Raw genomic sequence first — 18,316 nt, 5'->3', positions numbered from 1 at the left:
CCGCACCCGCGCGCGAGCCCGCTGCCGCGCCGGGTGCGGCCGCCCGGCCGCCGGGCCCGCTCTCGCCGCGCGAACGGCAGGTCCTGGCCGAACTGGCCGCCGGCCGCACCAACCGCCAGATCGCCGAACGCCTCTACATCACCCCGCGCACGGTGGGCACCCACATCGAGCACATCCTGGCCAAGCTCGAGGTGCCCAACCGCGCCGCGGCCGCCGCCCGGGCCGGCGTCTGGGGCATCACCCCCGCCCCCTGACACCCCCCCGCGTGCGGTGCGCGGGAGGCGGCGGTCATGCGGCCAGGCGCATCACCAGGTCCCTGGCGTGGGACGCGGCGGCCGCCAGGGCCTGCTCGCGGGAGGCCTCGAAGAGCGGGACCAGGTCGGCCATCGCCGCAACGGCCGGGGCCAGGGTCAGCTCGGCGACGATGAAGGTGACCTCCAGGCCCAGGCCGGCGCCGAGCACCTGCCGCAGATAGCTGCGCACGTAGTCGTCGCCGTGCTGGGGGGTGCCTTCTCGGTACGAGCCGCCGCGGCTGGTCACCACGACGGCGGGCTTGCCCGCGAGCGAGGGGTGCTCGGTCATCGCGGTGCGGCCCACGGTGAAGACGTGGTCGAGCCAGGCCTTCAGCGTCGAGGGGATCGAGTAGTTGTACATCGGGGCGCCGAGCAGGATCACGTCCGCGGCCTCGGCCTCCGCGATCAGCTCGGCGCGCAGGGCGAAGGCGGCCCGTTCCTGCGGGGACTGCTCGGCGGGGGCGGTGTAGCCGGCGTAGTAGGCACCGGCCCGCAGGTGGGGCACCGGGTCGGCGTCCAGGTCCCGGTAGACCACCGTGCCGTGCGGGTGCTCGCTCTGCCACGCCGCGCGGAAGGCGGCGGTCACGGCGCGGGAGTGGGAGTCCTCGCCGTTGAGGGAGGTGTCGATGTGCAGCAGCGTGGCCATGGCGGTTCTCCTCAGCTCTGGTGTCCGCGGCAGGGCAGCCCCGGCGGGCCGCACGGTCCGTGACGGCGTCGCGGGCGGCCCGGCGCCCGGCGCCCGGCGCCCGGCGCACGGTGCACGGTGCGGGGTTGTCCCCGCGGCCGCCCCGCTGTGGGCAACAGCCTGCTTCCTCAAGCGGAGTTGAGGTCCAGCGCCCGTGGCCCACATCACACCCCGGCCCGCCCGTGCCTGCCCCGGCCCCGGCCCGGGCCCGGGGTGAGGTGGGCGGCGCGAGGACGCCCAGGGCGGCGGCCGGGCTGCTCAGGACGCGTCCGGCCCGTCCTGGCCAAGGCGGGCGTGCGGGTTGGCGGCGGTGCCCTCGGTGCTCAGCAGCACGACGACCGAGGCGGGGCCGAGCCCCAGCGCGGCACGGCGCTGCCCGGCCCCGGCGCCGGTGAGCACCGAGCGCAGCCCGGCCAGCGAGGCGGCCCCGCACGGGCCGGAGGAGATTCCGGCGCCGGCCAGCGTCCGGGCGGCGCGGGCGCTGTCGGCGTCGCTGACGGCGACCGCGGCGTCAAGCCCGCCGCTGAGGTGAGGCCAGGCGATGCTGGAGGGAGTACCGCAGTTCAGCCCGGCCATGGCGGTGTGGCCGGTGGCGATGCTGAGGGGAAGACCGCGGGCCAGGCTGCGCAGGACACAGGCCGCGGCCCGCGGCTCCACCGACAGCAGCGCCGGGCCGCCTCCCGCCGGGCGGCTGCGGTAGTGGGTGATCACGGCCTGCGCCAGGGAGCCCACGCCCACCGGGACGCAGACCAGGTCCGGGCCGGCGATCCCCGCGGCGGCCAGTTGTTCGTCGGTCTCGGCGCACAGGGTGGAGTAGCCCTCGACGATCCACCCCGGGATCTGTTCGTAGCCCGGCCAGGCGGTGTCCTGCACCAGGACCGCGTCCGCCCCGGCCCCCGCCCGGGCCGCCAGGGCGACGGCCTCGTCGTAGGTGCCCTCCACCTGGGTGACCCGGGCCTGTTCGGCGGCGATGGCGGCCACCGCCCGCGGATGCACCCCCTGGGGTACGAAGACATGGGCGCGCTGGCCCAGCCGGCGCGCCATGCGGGCCACCGCCCGGCCGTGATTGCCGTCGGTGGCGGTCACCAGGGTGAGCACGCCGGGTGCCGCGCCCCGCGCGGCCCGCTCGGCGAGGATGCGGTGCACGGCCCAGGACGCCCCCAGGGCCTTGAACGCGGGCAGCCCCAGACGGTGCGACTCGTCCTTGACGAATACCCGGCCCACCCCCAACTCCGCCGCCACGGCGGGCAGTTCCCTCAAGGGGGTGGGCGCGTAGTCGGGCAGCGAGGCGTGAAAGGCCCGCACCTGAGCGGGCGCGGGCGCACACCGCCAGGCCCGGGCACCGGCCCGTACGAACCACGACGGCGCGGAAGCCGGTGAGGACGCGGGCGAGGGCACGGAAGACGGCACGGTCGCGGAAGACGGCGCGGGGGAGGGCGCGGACGCGGGCGCGGGCGAGGGCGAGGGCGCGGAAGACGGCACGGTCGCGGAAGACGGCGAAGACGCGGTCGCGGAGGACGGCGCGGGGCAGGGCGCGGTCGCGGAGGACGGCGCGGTCGCGGAAGACGGCGCGGGGCAGGGCGCGGACGCGGAGGATGGCGCGGTCGCGGAGGACAGCGCGGTCGCGGAGGACAGCGTGGGGCAGGACGCGGGGGAAGGCGCGGACGCGGGCGCGGGGGAGGAGCAGGAGGCGGGGGCGGGCGCGGGGTTCAGGAAGGCGTTGTCAGGCACCGCACCAGCATCCGCCGCCCCCGCACCATCGGTCCAGCGAATCCTTCCCACCTATACTCGTCGGAAAAACCGACCCTTCGCCACCGGCCCGCAGCGGGCGGAAAGGCCGCCCGCCGTGTTCGACCTGCACCGACTGCGCCTGCTGCGCGAACTCAAGCACCGCGGCACCCTCGCCGCCGTCGCCACCGCCCTGTCCTACGCGCCCTCCTCGGTCTCCCAGCAGCTCTCCCTGCTGGAGGCCGAGGTGGGCGTCCCGCTCCTGGAACCGGTCGGGCGGCGGGTCCGGCTCACCGCGCAGGCCGAGATCCTCGTCGCCCACACCGAGGCGGTCCTGGAGCGCCTGGAGCGCGCCGAGGCGGACATCGCCGCCTCCCTGACCGACCTGACCGGCACCTTCCGCATCGCCTCCTTCCAGACCGCGGCCCTGGCCCTCCTGCCGACCGCCCTGGGCCTGCTGCGCCGCCACCATCCGCACCTGCGCGTCCACCTCACGCAGAGGGAACCGGAACAGGCCCTCCCCGCCCTTCTGGCCCGCGACTTCGACCTCGTCGTGGCCGAGGAGTACCCCGGCGACCCCTCGCCGCGCCCGGCCGAACTCGAACAGCAGGACCTGCTGGAGGACCCCCTGCACCTGGCCGTGCCCCCCTCGGCCGGCACGGCGCGCGCGGCCCGGCCGGCGGCGGCCCTGCGCGCGCTCGCCGGCCATCCCTGGGTGCTGGAGCCCGAGGGCACGGCCGCCCGCCAGTGGGCCACGGCCCTGTGCCGCGCGGCCGGTTTCGAACCCGACGTACGGTTCGAGACCACCGACCTGGTGCTCCATCAGCGCCTGGTCGAACAGGACCACGCCGCGGCCTTCCTGCCCGGCCTCGCCTTCGGCGCCCGACCCCCGGCCGTGGCCCTGTACCCGCTGCCGCGCACCCGGGGGGTGCGCCGCATCACCACCGTCGTACGCCGCGGCCGCAGCGACCACCCCACCGTCGTGGCCTGCCGCGACGCCCTGCGCCGCGCCGCCTGCGAACGTCCCTGACCCGCCCCCGCGAGCCGGGCGCCCCTGACCCGCCCCGGGCCACCGGGGGACCGGCGCTACGCGTACGGCCGGCCTTCTCGGATCACCTGCACGCGGTGGCGCAGCCGCACGACAAAGGCGGCATCGCAGGGGGTGAATACCGCGTAGCGCCGCCCGCGCGGGCACACCGCCCGCCGGCACAGCGGCCGCCGGCGGGCGGGTCTCCCGGAAGGCTCCGCGCTCTTGCGCCCGGGGCCGCGCGTGTAGTGCGCTGGCTCCCATGGGCCACAGGAGCATCGCCGCAGTGACCGCCGCCCTCGTCGCGGGAACCCTTCTGACCGCCGTACCGCAGGCCGGCGCGCGGGCCGCCGGGCACGGCGCCGCCACCGGTTCCGCCCCGCCCGGCGGCGCGCCGCCGGCCGCGGGAATCGACCTCGACACCGTCACCATCCCGCAGTTACAGGCGCGCATGGCCGAGGGCTCGCTGACCTCCTCGGCGCTGACCCGGGCGTATCTGCGGCGGATCGAGACCGTCGATCCCACCATCCACGCGGTGGTGCGCACCAGTACGACGGCGCTGCGCCAGGCCGCGGCCAGTGACGCCCGGCACCGCGCGGGCAGGGTGCTGGGGCCGCTGGACGGCATTCCCGTCCTGCTCAAGGACAACGTCGACACCCGGGACATGCCCACCACGGCCGGTTCGCTGGCGCTTGCGGGAAAGCCGCCCGCCACCGACGCCGTGCTGGTGGGCCGGCTGCGCCGGGCGGGGGCGGTGATCCTGGGCAAGACCAACCTGTCGGAGTGGGCCAACTTCCGTGCCGCGAAGCCGACGTCGGGGTGGTCGGCCGTGGGCGGGCAGACCCGCAACCCTTACGTCCTGGACCGCAACCCGTGCGGGTCCTCCTCCGGCTCCGCCGCGGCGCTGGCCGCCTCGCTGGCGCAGGTGGCCGTCGGCACCGAGACGGACGGCTCGATCGTGTGCCCGGCCGGGATGAACGGCGTCGTCGGCCACAAGCCCAGCCTCGGCCTGGTCAGCCAGGCGGGCGTGGTGCCGATCTCCGCCGAGCAGGACACGGCGGGCCCCATGGCCCGCAACGTGGTGGACACCGCGCTCACCCTTTCCGTCCTGAGCGGCACCAGGGCCCCGCGCGGCGAGGGGCTGCGCCCCGCCGGCCTGCGCGGCAAGCGGATCGGCCTGTGGCGCCTGCCCGCGCTGGGGCCGGAGGTGGACGCGGTCATGACCCGCACCGCGCGGAAGCTGCGCGCGGCCGGGGCCGTGGTCGTGGAGGTCACACCCCCCTACCAGGGGCGCCTGGCGGAGCTGGAGTTCCCCGCGCTGCTCAGTGAGTTCCGCCGGGACATCAACGCCTACCTGCGCACCCGCCAGGGCCCGCGCGACCTGGCCGGGCTGATCGCCTTCAACCGCGCCCACCCCGAGGAGCGGGCCTGTTTCGCGGGGCAGGAGCTGTTCGAGCAGGCCCTGGCCGCGCCGCCCACCACCGACCCGGCCTACCGGGCGATGCGCGCCGAGCTGAAGGACCTCTCCCGGCGCTCGATCGACGAGACGATGGCCGCCCACCGCCTGGACGCCGTCGCCGCGCCGACCAACCCCCCGGCCTGGACCACCGACTGCGCCCGGGGCGACAACGACGTGATCCCCTCCTCCACCCCGGCGGCCGTCGCCGGGTACCCCTCGCTGTCGGTGCCCGCGGGACGGGTGGGGGAGCTGCCGGTGGGGGTGCTGCTGATGGCCGGTGCCCGCCAGGACGCCGAGCTGCTGGCCCTGGGCGCGGCGGTGGAGGCCCGCCTCAAGGCGTGGCGGGCCCCGCGCTACCTGCCCACGGCCGCACCGGGCACGCCCCGGTGAGCACCGCGCGAGCCCCCCGGCACCGCTGACCGCCCGCCCCCGTGGCCCGGCCCGCCGTGCGCCCGGCCCGCCGTACGGCCCCGCGGGGCCGTACGGGGCTAGGCCAGGGCCAGTTCGGCCAGGACGGTGGTGCCCTTCCTGGAGGGGCGCACGGTGGTGTACGAGGCGCAGGCCCGCACCAGGGCCAGACCGCGGCCGGACTCGGCGTACGCGACACCGTCCAGGACACCGTCCACGGCATCGTCCGGGGCGGTGCCGTTGGGGGCAGCGCTGTGGGGGCCGGTGGTGTGCCGGGCCGGGCGGCGCGTCACGCGGCGGTGCCAGCGGCCGGTGTCGTGGACCTCCACGCGCAGCAGGCCGGGCAGCAGCCGCAGCCGCAGGGTGACACGGGGGCTGCCGCTGTGCAGGATGACGTTCGTGACCAGCTCCGTGACGACGAGCGCCAGCACCTCGCACGCGGCGGCCTCCAGGTGCCAGGCGCGCGCGGAGGCCGTCGCGAAGCGGCGCAGGGCCGGGGCGGCGGCCGCGGTGGCCGGCCAGGTGGTCACCGCCTCTTCCGGTACGGCGGTCACAGCGGGAACAGTACGTACAGCGGGCACGGCGGCGGAGGCGGCGGCCGGGCCGGGGGTGTCCGCCGGGGCCGGGGAGGCTTCGGGCCGGGCACCGGGGCCCGCGGGGGGCCGGTGCTGGTGCTGGGCGGTGATCATGCGGTCCTCCCGCTGCTTGGCCCGCGACGTCGCATACTGGCGCCTTGCACGCTGTCAAGCCTCGACGGCGGAAAACAATCAGTGCCGGGCGGAATACGGATACGCAAAGAAACCCGCAACGCCTGGTGGGCAGCGCTCGGGAGCAATGTGGTCACACAGGGTGAGGAATTCTGGATAGGCCGGATACGGCGCACCCTGGCCGGACAGGCCACCGGGTCCGTGCTGGTCTGGGTCGCCGGTGCCGCGGGCACCGGCAAGAGCCGGCTGCTGCGGCGCCTGGCCGAGCTGCCCGAGGCCGCCGGCGCGGCCCTGTCCTGGCGCTGCGAGAGCCCCCCGCCGCCTCCCGCCGCCACCCCGGCCACCCCCGCCCCCGAGGCGGGCACTGACACCGCCACTGGCCCCGCCACGCCCACCGGCCCCGCGACCGCTATCGGTCCCGCGACCGGCTCCGGCTCCGCGACCGGTCCCGGCCTTGCCACCGGCCCCGACGCCGACGCCCGGACCGGCTCCGCCACGCTCACCGGCACTGCGACCGGCCCTGCCACGCTCACCGGTTCCGCGACCGGCCCCGCCCTTGCCACCGGCCCCGCGACCGCGACCGGCTCCGCGACCGGTCCCGGCACCGCCACTGGCCCCGCCACGCCCACCGGCCCCGGCCTCGTCACAGCCCCCGCCCCCGCCCCCGCCCCCGCCCCCGCCCCCGCCGGCTCCGTGATCAGCCCCGCCGCCGAGCCCGCCCGGCCCGCGCTGATCCTGGTGGACGACGTCCACGCGGCCGCCCCGGACACCCTGGCCCGGATACGGGACCTGGTGGAACACGCCCGCCCGCACACCGCCCTCGTCCTGGCCTACCGCCCCGAGGACCTGCCCCACCCCGGCCTGCCGCTCGGCACGCCCCCGCCCCGCTACCCCGACGACCTGATGGTGCTGCGCCACCCGCTGCGGCCCTGGCCGCCCGAGCAGGTGGCCCGGGCGGCCGGTGAGGCGCTGGGCACCAGGTGCACCCCCCAGGCGGCGGCCCGCCTGCACGAACGCTCCGGCGGCGTGGCCCAGGTGGTGGCCGACCTGCTGGCCGTGCTGCGCGAGCGCGCCCAGGGGCGCTGCACCGCCGCCGACGTCGACGCCGCCGGCGTACCGGTACGGCTGGCGGAGCTGATGCTGCACCGCACGAGCGCCCTGCCCGCACCCGCCCGGCGCGTGGTGTGGGCGGCCGCCGTCCTGGACGAACCGGCCCCCGGCGCCGACCTGCTGGCCGTGGCCGGACTCCCGCCCGGCCACACCGAGCCCCTGATCGCCGCGCTCGCCCGCGCCGCCGTCGTGGAAGAGGCCGAACACCGCTACACCCTGCCCGTCCCGCTGGCGGCGCCCGCCGTCCTGGAGACGGTGCCCGCACCGCTGCGCCAGGACCTGCACGCCCGGGCGGCCGCGCTGCTGCGGCGCCGCCAGCCCGTGCCGTGGGCGGCGCTGGCCCGCCACCACCGCGCCGCCGGGCAGGTGCGGGCCTGGCTGCGGGCGGTGGAGCGCGCCGCGGGCCGGGCCGCTGCCGAAGGCCGCCACCAGCAGGCCATCACCCTGCTGGAGGACACCCTGGCCTCACCGCTGGTACCGCGGCACGCCCGCGCCCGCCTGGCCCCGGTCCTGGCCGCCAGCGCCGTCCTGGCCCTGCGTTCGGACCAGACGGTGGAGGTCCTCACCCAGATCGTGCGCGACGACGAACTGCCGCCCGCCGTGCGCGGCCAGGTCCGCCTGGACCTGGGCCTGCTGCTGTGCAACCAGGTCGGCATGGGCCCCAAGGGCTGGGCGGAGCTGGAACGCTCCGCCCAGGAGCTGCGCGAGCGGCGCCCCGAGCTCGCCGCCCGCGCGATGTCGGCGCTGGCCATGCCCTACTGGCCGGGCAACTCCCTTGACACCCACCTGGCCTGGATGCGCGCCGCCGAGGAGGCCAGCGCCGACAGCGGCGACGAGGTGGTCCAGACAGCGGTGGCCGCCAACCGGGCGGGCCTGGCGCTGAGTTACGGCAACCCCGAGGGCTGGCGGCTGCTGGCGGCCCTGCCCGTGGACAGCCCCGACGCCCGCTGCCGCCGCCACGTGGCCCGCGGTCTGTGCAACGCCGCGGACTCCTCGATGTGGCTGGGCTTTTACGACCGCACCCGCGAACTGCTGGCCAAGGGCCTGGAGCTGTCCGCCCGCAGCGGCGCCCCCTACACCGAGCGGACGGCGCAGGGCACCCGGCTGCTGCTGCAGTGGGCCACCGGGCAGTGGGAAGGGCTGGGCGAGCGCTGCGAGGAGTTCGTCCGCGAGACCGCCGACATGCCCGTCGTCTCCGCCGACGCCCGCACCGTGCTCGGTCTGCTCCACCTGGCCCGCGGCGGCTGGGGCCCGGCGGCCTCCTGGCTCTCGGGCAAGGACGCCCCCCACGCCGACCACGCCGCCGCCCCCCTGGGCGCCACCCTGGCCGGCGCCCTCATCCGCCTGGCCCTGGCCCGCCAGGACCTGGACCGGGCCGCCGCGCACGCCCGCACCGCCTGGGCCGCCGTCACCGCCAAGGGCGTCTTCGTCTGGGCCGCGGAACTGGCGCCCTGGGCGGTGGAGGCCCTGGCCCGCGCCGGCGACGCCGCCGCGGCCCGCGCCCTGGTGGACACCTACGCCCGCGGCCTTCAGGGCCTGCAGGCCCCCTCCGCCGAAGCGGCCCTGACCTGGGCCAGGGCCGCCCTGGCGGAGACCTCCGGCGACCCGGCCGTGGCGGTGGCGCTCTACCGGCGCGCCGGGCGCGCCTACGCCGCCCTGCCCCGCCCCTACGCGCGCGCCCTGGTGGCCGAGGGCGCCGGCCGCTGCGCCCTGGCGGCGTCCGAAGCCCCCGGTAGCGCCACCCCCCGCGAGGACGCCTCCTGCGAGGGCAGCTCCCGTGAGGACACGATGTACGGCACCGCCGACGGCGGCGCGCACGACGCCAGCCCCGGCGAGGGCGCCTGCGCAGGGGCGGGGCCCGGCGGGTTCCGGGAGCAGGGTCTTGCCGAACTGTCCTTCGCCGCCGGGCAGTTCAGCGACCTGGGCGCGGTGTGGGACGCGGCCCGGGTGCGCGCGCTGTCGCGTACCCACCGGCCCGAGCGGCGCCGGCCTGGCCGCCCCTCCTACCGCGACCAGCTCTCGCCGCGGGAGCGCGAGGTGGCCGAGCTGGCCGGCAACGGGCTGACCAACCGTGAGATCGCCGCGACCTTGCACCTGTCGCCGCGCACGGTCGAGCAGCACGTGGCCCGGGCGATGCGCAAGCTGGGCACCGCCAGGCGCCAGGACCTGGCCCCCGCCCGCCCCTTTGCCGCGTTCCCGACAGCGCCCGCCCCGCTGCCCGCTGCCCCCGCCGACCGCACCGGGAGTACGGAAACCGCAGGTCAGGACTAGACCATGGGGGAGGAGGCCGGGGTTAATTGCGTATCCGTAAGTGGGGCCTTCCGGATAGGCGCGCCGGTGGCCCGGCCCTAGATTCCCTGCCACCGGCTGGTCGAACGTTCATCCACCTCGCGGGCTCGGGGCCCGCAGGGGCAGGCGCGGACGGCCTGCCGGTGTCGTGCAACGGCGCCCGCGCGGGGACGCCCGCCGCCCGGTCCGCTCACAGCCGGGCAGGCGGCGTCCCGCGCGGTCCCGGCGCGGGGCGCGCGAGGGCCGGCGAGAGGCCCGCGCGCCCCGGCGCCGGCTGCCCGCGCACCACCGTGCCTGCGCCGTCCCCCACAACGCACCAGGCGGCCAGGCACGGGAAAGCACCTGGCCGTGCCTGGCCGCGCCCATCGGCACGAACCGCCGGCCCGGCCCCCCCCGGGAGGGGGAGGTTTCTCATCCGGGCGCCGGGCCGGGGCGGGTGCGCAGGGCGAGCAGGGCGATGTCGTCGGTGTAATGGGCGCTGGGCCGGGCGTGGCGCAACAGGGCGTCCAGGAGCTCCTCCAGGCCGTGCCCGCTGTGTGCGGGCAGGCGGCGGGCGAGGCTGTCGGCCAGGGCGCCCGGGTCGGTGCCGGGGCTCTCCACCAGCCCGTCGGTGTACAGGGCAAGGGTCGTGCCCGGGGGCAGCGGCACGACCGTACAGGGGTAGGCGGCAGCCGGGTCCACGCCCAGCAGCGGCCCGGGGTCCGGCTCCAGCACCTGCGGCGGGCGGCCGGGGTGGTGCAGCAGCGGCGGCGGGTGGCCCGCGCTGGCCAGCACGGCCCGCCGGCCGGCCAGGTCCAGGTGCGCGTACAGGCAGGAGACCAGCAGGTCGGGCTCCAGGTCGGCCAGGACCTGGTTGGTGCGGGCCAGGACCCGGTCGGGCGGGGCGCCGGCGGCGGCGTGGATGGCGGTGCGCACCTGGCCCATGAGCGCGGCGGCCGGCACGTTGTGGCCCTGGACGTCGCCGATGACGGCCGCGGCGCTGCCGGAGTCGATACGGATGAGGTCGTAGAAGTCGCCGCCGATGTCCAGGCCGCGGCTGGCGGGCAGGTAGCGGGCGGCGGTCTCCAGGCCCGCCACCGCCGGCAGGCCGCGCGGCAGCAGCGCCTGCTGCAGGCCGCGGGCCAGGTCGCGGGTGGCGTCGTACAGGCGGGCCCGGTCCAGGGCCTGGGCGATCAGCCCGGCCAGCGAGGTCAGCACGGCCCGCTCGTCGGCGCTGAAGGCGTGCGGCTGGTCGTAGGACAGGATGCAGCAGCCCACCGGGCGGCCCGAGATGACCAGCGGCAAAAACGCCCAGGCCTGCTTGTCGCTCATCTGCGGCGCCGCCGGATGGTGGCGGGCCAGCTCCTGGCGGGTGGCGAAGAACGAGGGGATGCCGGTGGCCAGCACCGTCCCGGCCGGGGTGAGACCGGTGTCCAGGGGCAGCCCGTCCAGGCGCTCGAGCGTGCGGCGGTCGTACCCGTGCTGCCCGGTGATCGTCAGCCGGCCCGCGTCGGCGGCCGAGAGCACCAGGCCGTCCGCGCCGAAGGCGGGCAGCACCTGGTCGGCGATGAGCTCCACCACGTCGCGCACGGCGACGGTCTCGGTCAGCGCGGCCGCCAGGTGCACCAGTTGGTACAGCCGCCCGGCCGACGACGCGCCCGGGGAGGCCGCCACCGGCCGTGCCCCCTGGCCGGGCGCGGACTGCTCACCCGGGGGCGGCGCGGCGCGGGCGATGCGCACACTGATGCCGCTGGCGTCGGGGTAGAGCTGCAGGCGCAGCCACAGCCCCGGCGGGCGCAGCGCGGTGAAGGCGACCGGGTCGCGGCTGATGACGGCGGTGCGGTAGTGGTCCTCGACGACCGCGTCGTCCAGCCACGGCAGGGACTGCCAGGGCCGGGTGCCCACCAGCCGGTCCGCGTCCAGGCCCAGCAGCTCCTCGGCGCCGCCGGCCAGGAAGGTGATGCGGCCCTGCAGGTCCAGGCCCACCGCCCCCTCCGGCAGCCGCTCGAGGTAGTCCACCGCCGCCTGCGGCGCGCCCTGCCCGTGCGGACGGCCTGCCGCGCCTGCCGCGCCTGCCGCGCCTGCGGTGCCCGTCGTGCTCAGCGGGATCAGCCGCGGCTCCTCGGGCACCACGGGCGCCGCCGGGCTCTCCTCCAGGGCTCGCGCGATGCGCCGGGCCGCGGCCGCGATGTGGCCGCGCTCGCGGCGGGTGGCCTGCGGCGGATGGCTGGCGGGCCACAGCAGCAGCAGCGCCCCAAAGCACCGGCCGCCGCCCTGCAGCGGGGCCGCGGCCAGCGCGAACCGGTAGGGCAGCGTCGCGGCCGCCCGCGGATACAGGCGCGCCATGTCGTCCTGGGAGCCCACCCACACCAGGCGGTCCTCGCGCACCGCGTCCCCCACCGGGACCCGCGCGCTCAGCGGCAGCCGCCGCCAGGGCCAGGCCACGTCCACCGGCACCCCGCACAGCACCGCGAGCCCCAGCGCCTGCGCGTCCGGCTCCAGCAGGTACACCCCGCCCGCCGAGGCCCCGGTGCGGCGCACCGCGTCCGCGAGCACCGCATCCACCACCGCGCCATCCGCCCCCCGCTCATCCCGGCCGGAGGACACCACACCACCCCATCCGCGCCATCTGCACCGCGGCGGCACCGGACGAGAGGAACAAGACCCGCGACAAGCCAAGGGGGCGCGGGAACCGCGAAGACCGCGGGAGGGGCGGGAACCACGAAGACCGCGGGGGGTGCGGGAACCGCGAAGACCGCGGGAGGGGCGGCAACCGGGAAGACCGCAGGAGGAGCGGCGACCGCGAAGACCGCGGGAGGAGCGGGAAAGCCGAAGGCGCCGGACAGCACACGACGGGCGGGCACAGGCGCACCCTCCGCCCTGCGCCACACCCGTCACTCATACGTCCGACCATACGCGCGATCCGCCCCGCCACCAGGCGAGGCGCCACCGGCCCCGCTACCGCCGCCCCGCCGCAGCACGGCACGACGCGGCGGGGCGGGGCGGGGCGACGGGTCGGGGCAGGCCGCCGCTACCGCCGGATGACGGAGCGGATCCAGGAAAGCTGCTGGGAGACCTCCCCGGCCTCGGCGCTCTGCTCCCGGTCGGAGCCGTTGAAGACGCCGATGAGGGTTTCGGTGCCGCGCGGGCCGACGGTCATCACCGGACCCCCGGAGTCGCCCCCGGCCGGGATCCCCGAGACCTTCTTCATGCAGAAGTCCGTGCCGCCCGGCACGAGGTGGCCCGAGCACACCGGGTCGGTGGTCCGCACGACCTGCACGTTGGACTGGCAGGTGCTCTCGTCCGTGGTGCACGTGGCCCCCCAGCCGTACTGCCGCACGAGCTGGCCGCGCCGCACCCCGACCGTGGACAGGCGCGCCGTGGGCACGTTCATCGGCGCGACCTTCACCAGCATCATGTCGGCGCGCGCACTCTCCGCCCGCTTGCCCCGTATGGGCCGCACGGTGGTGCCCTTGCGCATGTCGAGATGGCCCACCCGGAAGGAGATCCGCTTGTCGGCGACCGGCTTCGCCTGCTGGTAGAAGCAGTGCGAGGCGGTCAGGATCCACTGCCGGGACACCGCCGTGCCCGTACACGCCGGCTCGCCGTCCACCAGCATGCGCACCGCCCAGGGACCATAGGTGCTCTTCGACCCGCCGATGACGGCGAAGGCCGGGGCGGACGACACCACCGACGCCATGGCCAGCGCCAAGGCGGTCAGCAGCAGCACACGAACACGACGCACCATGCAGAACAACTCCTCACCAGGGGATACAGCAGTACAGACAGTCAGAGACCCCACCGGGCCAAACCGTTCCATCCGGGGCCCCGCAAGATCAGGACAACAAAACCGCAGGCCTGCCCCCTTGCGGTGCCCTGCACGGAAACACCGCCGGGTGGTAGCCGCACGGCAGGACGAGCCCTTGGTCCGCCACGACGCTGCCGCACCGGTCACAGCCGTCGACCAGCGACCGCGACCGCCCCTCTTTTTTTCCGGGCCGTTCTGGAACGCGATGCCGGCAGCGGCCCGGCACATCGGCCGCCCAGCCACCGGAAGCGTGGCGCACAACCGCCGCCCACCCCGCAACCGGCTCCTGGCGCGAGCCCTCCCCCCCGCCTCCTCGTCCCGGGTGCGCTTCCCGGCCCACCCCGGCGACCTGCGGGGACGGCATCGGGCTTGACGTGTTTTTTGTCCCGCGTACGGAAACGGACTGCTGGACAACCCCGCGGCCGCTCTACTTTTCCCCGGTTCGAAGAATCCGGACGAACCAAGATCAAAGCCATAGAACCGAAGAGAGGGAAGAACGTGCTGGAACGCAAGAAGATCGTCACGGTCCTCGCGGCCACCGGACTGACCCTGGGGCTCGTCAGCGGCCTGCACGCCACCGCCCAGGCGGCGCCGTCGGCCGCCCAGACCAAGAACCTCGCCGTGTTCGAAGGCAAGAAGATCGATCTGTCCCAGAACTGGGGAGCCGCCAAGGCCTGCGCGGTATGGCGAGCCATGGACGGCGTCTCGTGCTTCCGTACGACCGCTGAGCGCGACGCTCACGCGGCGAAGCTGGCAGCACGGATGTCACCGGCACAGGCAGCGGCCACCTGCACCAGGCCGCTGCACCTGTACGAGCACAACGGCGGTCGCGGCCGCGACCTGAAGTTCTTCGACAAGGGCGGCGCCTACCAGAACCTTGACCGGTACAACTTCAACGACCAGACATCCTCGTACCGCACCGGAAGCTGCAAGGCGCACCTGGCGGAACACAACGGCGGACGCGGTTACTGGTATCCGGGCAACACCAACGCCAACCACTACGAGTCCGCGATGCGCAGCGGCTGGAACGACCGCGTGAGCTCGATCCTGAACTACTGAACAAGCACGGCTGCACGACATGACCCGCACACGGCCGGGCCGCCCGCCACCGGGCGGCCCGGCCACATGCCACTGCTGGGTGCATGCCACTGCCGGGCGCAGGTGAACGAGAGGGGTCCGGCGGCATCTGCTGCCAAGGGCAGTACCGCGCTCAACGACCGCCTCACGCAGGGGCCACGCCGCCCCGGATGCGCCCTGCACCGCATGCCGGGAGGCAACCCTGTGCCGCGTCTGCGGCAGCACGGTGCAGGGGGACCGTCCCGCTGCCGCCCTCGCCGGCTTCCAGGGCGCAGCGGCCAACTGCGCCCAGTGCGGCGCGGCGGCAAAGACCTGCACGGCCTGCCTCGGGCGAGGCCGCACGCACCTCCTGCTCCCACCGCCTGGGCACCGGCAAGATCACCTGCCCGGCCTGCGACGGCCATGGCACCACCGAGCATGTGGCGTGCGGCGGTCAGGGCCGAACGGTCACCTGGACTGAAGACGTCATCATCCGCACCCCCGTCACCGAGCAACTGCGCCATCCCGAGACCGCGCTGCCGCCCTTCGTCATGCAGCGATCCCGTCCTCCCGCGGGCCAGGAGCGCGCGGCACAGGCCGCCTCTCCTCACCGCACGCAGTCCGCAAGTAGGCACACAACCGAAGGCGCTCCCGCGCCCTGACGCCTCCGAAACAAAGGTCACCAGCGTCATCCCCAAGAGAAAAGCAATGGTCCGTACCCGTCCGCACTTCCACGACCATCACAGCTTTGCCGCCGATCACGGAACCAACTACGATCACCGCATGCCACCAGGGAACGACGAACGCGAACTTCTCGAAGCGGTCCAGGCCTTGCAGACCGCGGAGCAGCGCGTCGCCGCAGCACTGCGCGCCTTCCTCGCACGGGACCCGGTGACAGGCCGCCCGCCGCACGGGCGGATCGGACGCGCGGCACAACTGACCGGCTGGGGAGAACAGCGGGTCAAGGAGACCGTGACCCCCGCCCTGGCAGAGCGCCGACGCGCCAAGCGGAAGGCGCACAAGCCGTGAGCGACCTCGACCCGATCGACTCCCTCCTCATCCCCGCCCCCCACCGCGACCGCACCACCCCCCACCCGCTGCGCCCCGCACTCGGCGCGCCTCCGCGCACGGAGCGCCCTGTGCCCCCCGCCCGGCGCACCCGCCCGTCCTAACCCCCTCGGACAGCGCGACGAACCAGGCCCCCTATGGGTCACCGAACCCACCCTGCGCCTGCTGCTGCGCCTGTCCGGACCCCGGTACGGCCTGTGCGAGGCACCCGAGATCCACGAGTCCTACACCTCCGGCGCGACGGAGAACCTGCTGGAGAAATTCCGCCTCACCCTCAAGGAGGCCCGCGACCGGGCCATCGCCGACGGCGACACGGTGACCCTGGAACACGTCAAGGCGATGTACGCCATTCGCCGCGTGAAGGCGACGATCCGTCCGCTTGGTTGAGAAAGCCTGCGCGGCGACGGCGCCGGGCTTGTCGGCGGGCCGGTGCGGCGGAGACCCCGAGGCTCTTGGCGCTGCGCCAGGGCCGCACTGCCCCGCTCGAAGGAGCTCCGCGGCGCCGGGGGAGGGCCGGGCTCCGTCGGCTGCGGTGCCGGCGGCACGATGCCGGGCTGCTCTGGGCGTTCGCGCCGCCCGCCGGTCGGGGCCTGCCGGAGCTGGAGGTGCCTCCTCCAAGTCGGCCGGGCCCCGACGCGCCCGCAAGGGCCACCGCCACACAAATACTTGGCCAGCCACATAATCGGTGCTACTTTTATGTGGCTGGCCACACAAGTGGGCGGCGCAACACACCCCACCCAAGGAGACACCCCTCATGAAGGCCATCGTTTTCGACACCTTCGGCGGCACCGAAGTCCTGCACGAGGCGGAGATCCCCACCCCCCAGCCCGGCCCCGGCCAAGTCCGCGTACGCATCCACGCCGTCGGCGTGAACCCGGTCGACGGCAAGATCCGCTCCGGCGCCATGCAGGCCATATTCCCCACCACCCTGCCCGCCGTGCCCGGCGGGGAAATCGCCGGAGTAATCGACGCACTCGGCCAAGACGTCACCCACCTGAAAGTAGGCGACGAGGTGCTGGGCTGGTCCGACACCGGCTCCTACGCCCAGTACGCCCTGGCCTCCGCCACGGTCCTCGCCCCCAAACCGCCCAACCTGGACTGGAAGCACGCCGCCGCACTGCCCGTGGCGAGCGACGGCGCCGAACGCGTACTGGACCTGCTCGACATCAGCGCAGGAGAAACCCTGCTGATCCACGGCGCCTCAGGCGCCCTGGGCACCATCGCCGTGCAACTCGCCGTCGCCCGCGGCGCCCGCGTCATCGGCACCGCCGCAGCAGCCAACCAGGACTACCTCACCTCGCTCGGCGCCACCGCACTGATCTACGGAGACAACCTCGTCGAACGGGTCCGCGCGCTCGCCCCAGAAGGAGTGGACGCGGTCTTCGACGCCGCCGGCAAGGGCGCCCTGGAGGACTCCATCACCCTGCGCGGCGGCACCGACCGCATCGTCACCACCGCCGACTTCCGCGCCCGCGAACTCGGCATCGTCTTCGCCGAAGGACCCCAACGCCGCTCCGCCGCCCGCCTGGCCGAACTGGCCCAGCAGGCAGCCGACGGCACGCTGGTGACCACACTCAGCGCCACCTACCCGCTGGCACACGCCGCCCAGGCCCAGCAGACCAGCGACACCGGCCACAACCGCGGCAAGATCGTCCTCACCGTCCACTGACCCCCCACACACACCACCAAGGAGCAGCAATGCCCGGTCCCACCCCACCCCACACGCCGAACGCGGCAGGCAAGGGACCCCTCAGCTACGCCATCTTCCAACTCGCCCGCGCCCACCGCGCCCACGCCGCCACCATGCTGCGCGCCATGAACCTGCACCCAGGCCAAGAACTCCTGCTGATGCAGCTCTTCGACCGCGACGGCCAGACCCAGGCCGAACTGCTGGAACACGCCGGCCTCGACCACTCCACCGTCTCCAAATCCCTGCGCCGCATGCAAGACGCAGGCCTGCTCACCCGACAACCCGCCCCCCACGACCGACGCGTCATGGTCGTCCACCTCACCGACGCCGGCCGCGCCCTGCAACAGCCCATCACCGACATGTGGCACACCCTGGAACAGATCTCCGTACGCGACCTGACCCCCGAACAAGTCGACCTGTTCACCACCTGGGCCCGCCAGATCGAAACATCGCTCAGGGACCACAACCGACAGACATCTGCCGGGTAAACGCCCGCCGCCGAACCGCTACCGAGGCCTGCATGGTGGCTGGACGGTCCGACGGCGGAGCCCGGCGAGGCCGACGCCACCGACAAGGCGACCGTGGCCGCCCACACCACGTCATGCGGCGGCAGCTTCGGGAGCGGACCCTGGAAGCGCGCAGTCGGCACTACCGCTCAATGTTCCTCACCCGAGCCACCCTTCATGCCGGCCGTCCGTTCATCAACCCACCGCTGGGCCTCCGCGAGGTTCGCGGCGGTCCCCGCAGGCTCATACGAAAATCCATTCCACTCCTCCAGAGCCCGCGGCTCGTCCGGCCGTAGGTGTCCGCCACCGCCGTGGAGCGGGCGGTGGCGGTGATGGACCTCCAACGGCGGGCGGCGCCGCTTGTTGTACGCCGCGAACGGATCGTCGGCGTCAGCGCGCGGGACGGCTGGTTCGGCGGTCCGGGGCGGGAGTGCTTGCCCATAGGCCCGATGGTCTCAGCTTGTTCTTTATCTTCCGGCCTCGAACGGTGTCTCGAACTGGGA

At 75.3% G+C, this 18,316-nt stretch carries 14 protein-coding genes and 1 pseudogene; 9 read left to right on the top strand and 6 right to left on the bottom strand.

The genetic code is table 11. The annotated features are described in order from the left end of the window. The coding region (locus IE330_RS26510) for a response regulator transcription factor (protein WP_190138641.1) at positions 1-254 on the top strand (254 nt) is incomplete at its 5' end. 34 nt (positions 255-288) lie between these two features. Here the strand turns inward: IE330_RS26510 and IE330_RS26505 are convergent. Together IE330_RS26505 and IE330_RS26500 are read right to left on the bottom strand one after the other, a co-directional pair. After that, positions 289-939: an FMN-dependent NADH-azoreductase gene (locus IE330_RS26505; RefSeq protein ID WP_190138640.1), complete on the bottom strand. Its 651-nt coding sequence runs from the start codon at positions 937-939 to the stop codon at positions 289-291. A gap of 297 nt (positions 940-1,236) precedes the next feature. Next, complete coding sequence (locus tag IE330_RS26500; RefSeq protein WP_229925945.1) at positions 1,237-2,283, bottom strand: diaminopropionate ammonia-lyase; 1,047 nt, start codon at positions 2,281-2,283, stop codon at positions 1,237-1,239. A gap of 541 nt (positions 2,284-2,824) precedes the next feature. Between IE330_RS26500 and IE330_RS26495 the strand changes: the two genes are divergently transcribed. After that, positions 2,825-3,736 (top strand): LysR family transcriptional regulator, encoded by a 912-nt coding sequence (locus IE330_RS26495; protein WP_190138638.1) that lies wholly within the window; start codon positions 2,825-2,827, stop codon positions 3,734-3,736. A gap of 259 nt (positions 3,737-3,995) precedes the next feature. Next, the gene (locus IE330_RS26490) at positions 3,996-5,582 is read left to right on the top strand and encodes an amidase (RefSeq protein WP_190138637.1); all 1,587 of its coding nucleotides are present in this window, start codon (positions 3,996-3,998) and stop codon (positions 5,580-5,582) included. A 98-nt stretch (positions 5,583-5,680) separates the two neighbouring features. Here the strand turns inward: IE330_RS26490 and IE330_RS26485 are convergent, their stop codons facing one another. Further along, the gene (locus IE330_RS26485; protein WP_190138636.1) at positions 5,681-6,154 is read right to left on the bottom strand and encodes an ATP-binding protein; all 474 of its coding nucleotides are present in this window, start codon (positions 6,152-6,154) and stop codon (positions 5,681-5,683) included. Between the two features lie 282 nt (positions 6,155-6,436). Here IE330_RS26485 and IE330_RS26480 point away from each other — a divergent pair, with 282 nt between their 5' ends. Next, positions 6,437-9,688, top strand: a complete 3,252-nt coding sequence (locus IE330_RS26480; protein WP_229925944.1) for a LuxR C-terminal-related transcriptional regulator — start codon at positions 6,437-6,439, stop codon at positions 9,686-9,688. Between the two features lie 429 nt (positions 9,689-10,117). Here the strand turns inward: IE330_RS26480 and IE330_RS26475 are convergent, their stop codons facing one another. Then, entirely contained in the window at positions 10,118-12,250 is a 2,133-nt protein-coding gene (locus IE330_RS26475) for a SpoIIE family protein phosphatase (RefSeq protein ID WP_373314733.1), read from the bottom strand. A 466-nt stretch (positions 12,251-12,716) separates the two neighbouring features. Next, positions 12,717-13,433 (bottom strand): S1 family peptidase, encoded by a 717-nt coding sequence (locus tag IE330_RS26470; protein WP_190138635.1) that lies wholly within the window; start codon positions 13,431-13,433, stop codon positions 12,717-12,719. A 558-nt stretch (positions 13,434-13,991) separates the two neighbouring features. On the opposite strand from IE330_RS26470, the gene IE330_RS26465 reads away from it, so the two are divergent. The 5 genes and pseudogenes from IE330_RS26465 (at position 13,992) to IE330_RS26450 (ending at position 17,795) form a co-directional block, all read left to right on the top strand. Further along, positions 13,992-14,552, top strand: a complete 561-nt coding sequence (locus tag IE330_RS26465) for a hypothetical protein (protein ID WP_190138634.1) — start codon at positions 13,992-13,994, stop codon at positions 14,550-14,552. Between the two features lie 780 nt (positions 14,553-15,332). Further along, positions 15,333-15,578 (top strand): hypothetical protein, encoded by a 246-nt coding sequence (locus IE330_RS26460; RefSeq protein ID WP_190138633.1) that lies wholly within the window; start codon positions 15,333-15,335, stop codon positions 15,576-15,578. Between the two features lie 135 nt (positions 15,579-15,713). Continuing rightward, positions 15,714-15,965, top strand: a pseudogene (locus IE330_RS39245) (transcriptional regulator); the annotation flags it as partial. A gap of 406 nt (positions 15,966-16,371) precedes the next feature. After that, complete coding sequence (locus IE330_RS26455) at positions 16,372-17,286, top strand: NADP-dependent oxidoreductase (protein ID WP_190138632.1); 915 nt, start codon at positions 16,372-16,374, stop codon at positions 17,284-17,286. Between the two features lie 29 nt (positions 17,287-17,315). Further along, complete coding sequence (locus tag IE330_RS26450; protein WP_190138631.1) at positions 17,316-17,795, top strand: MarR family winged helix-turn-helix transcriptional regulator; 480 nt, start codon at positions 17,316-17,318, stop codon at positions 17,793-17,795. Positions 17,796-17,962: 167 nt separating this feature from the next. On the opposite strand, the gene IE330_RS39240 is transcribed toward IE330_RS26450, so the two are convergent. Further along, positions 17,963-18,157, bottom strand: a complete 195-nt coding sequence (locus IE330_RS39240; protein WP_373314732.1) for a DUF6087 family protein — start codon at positions 18,155-18,157, stop codon at positions 17,963-17,965. Positions 18,158-18,316: the final 159 nt, after the last annotated feature.

Origin of the sequence: Streptomyces longispororuber (genome assembly GCF_014656095.1) — a bacterium.
GTDB classification, from domain to species: domain Bacteria; phylum Actinomycetota; class Actinomycetes; order Streptomycetales; family Streptomycetaceae; genus Streptomyces; species Streptomyces longispororuber.
Note: the sequence above shows the minus strand (reverse complement) of the source record. Positions and strands in the feature narration are given on the sequence as shown.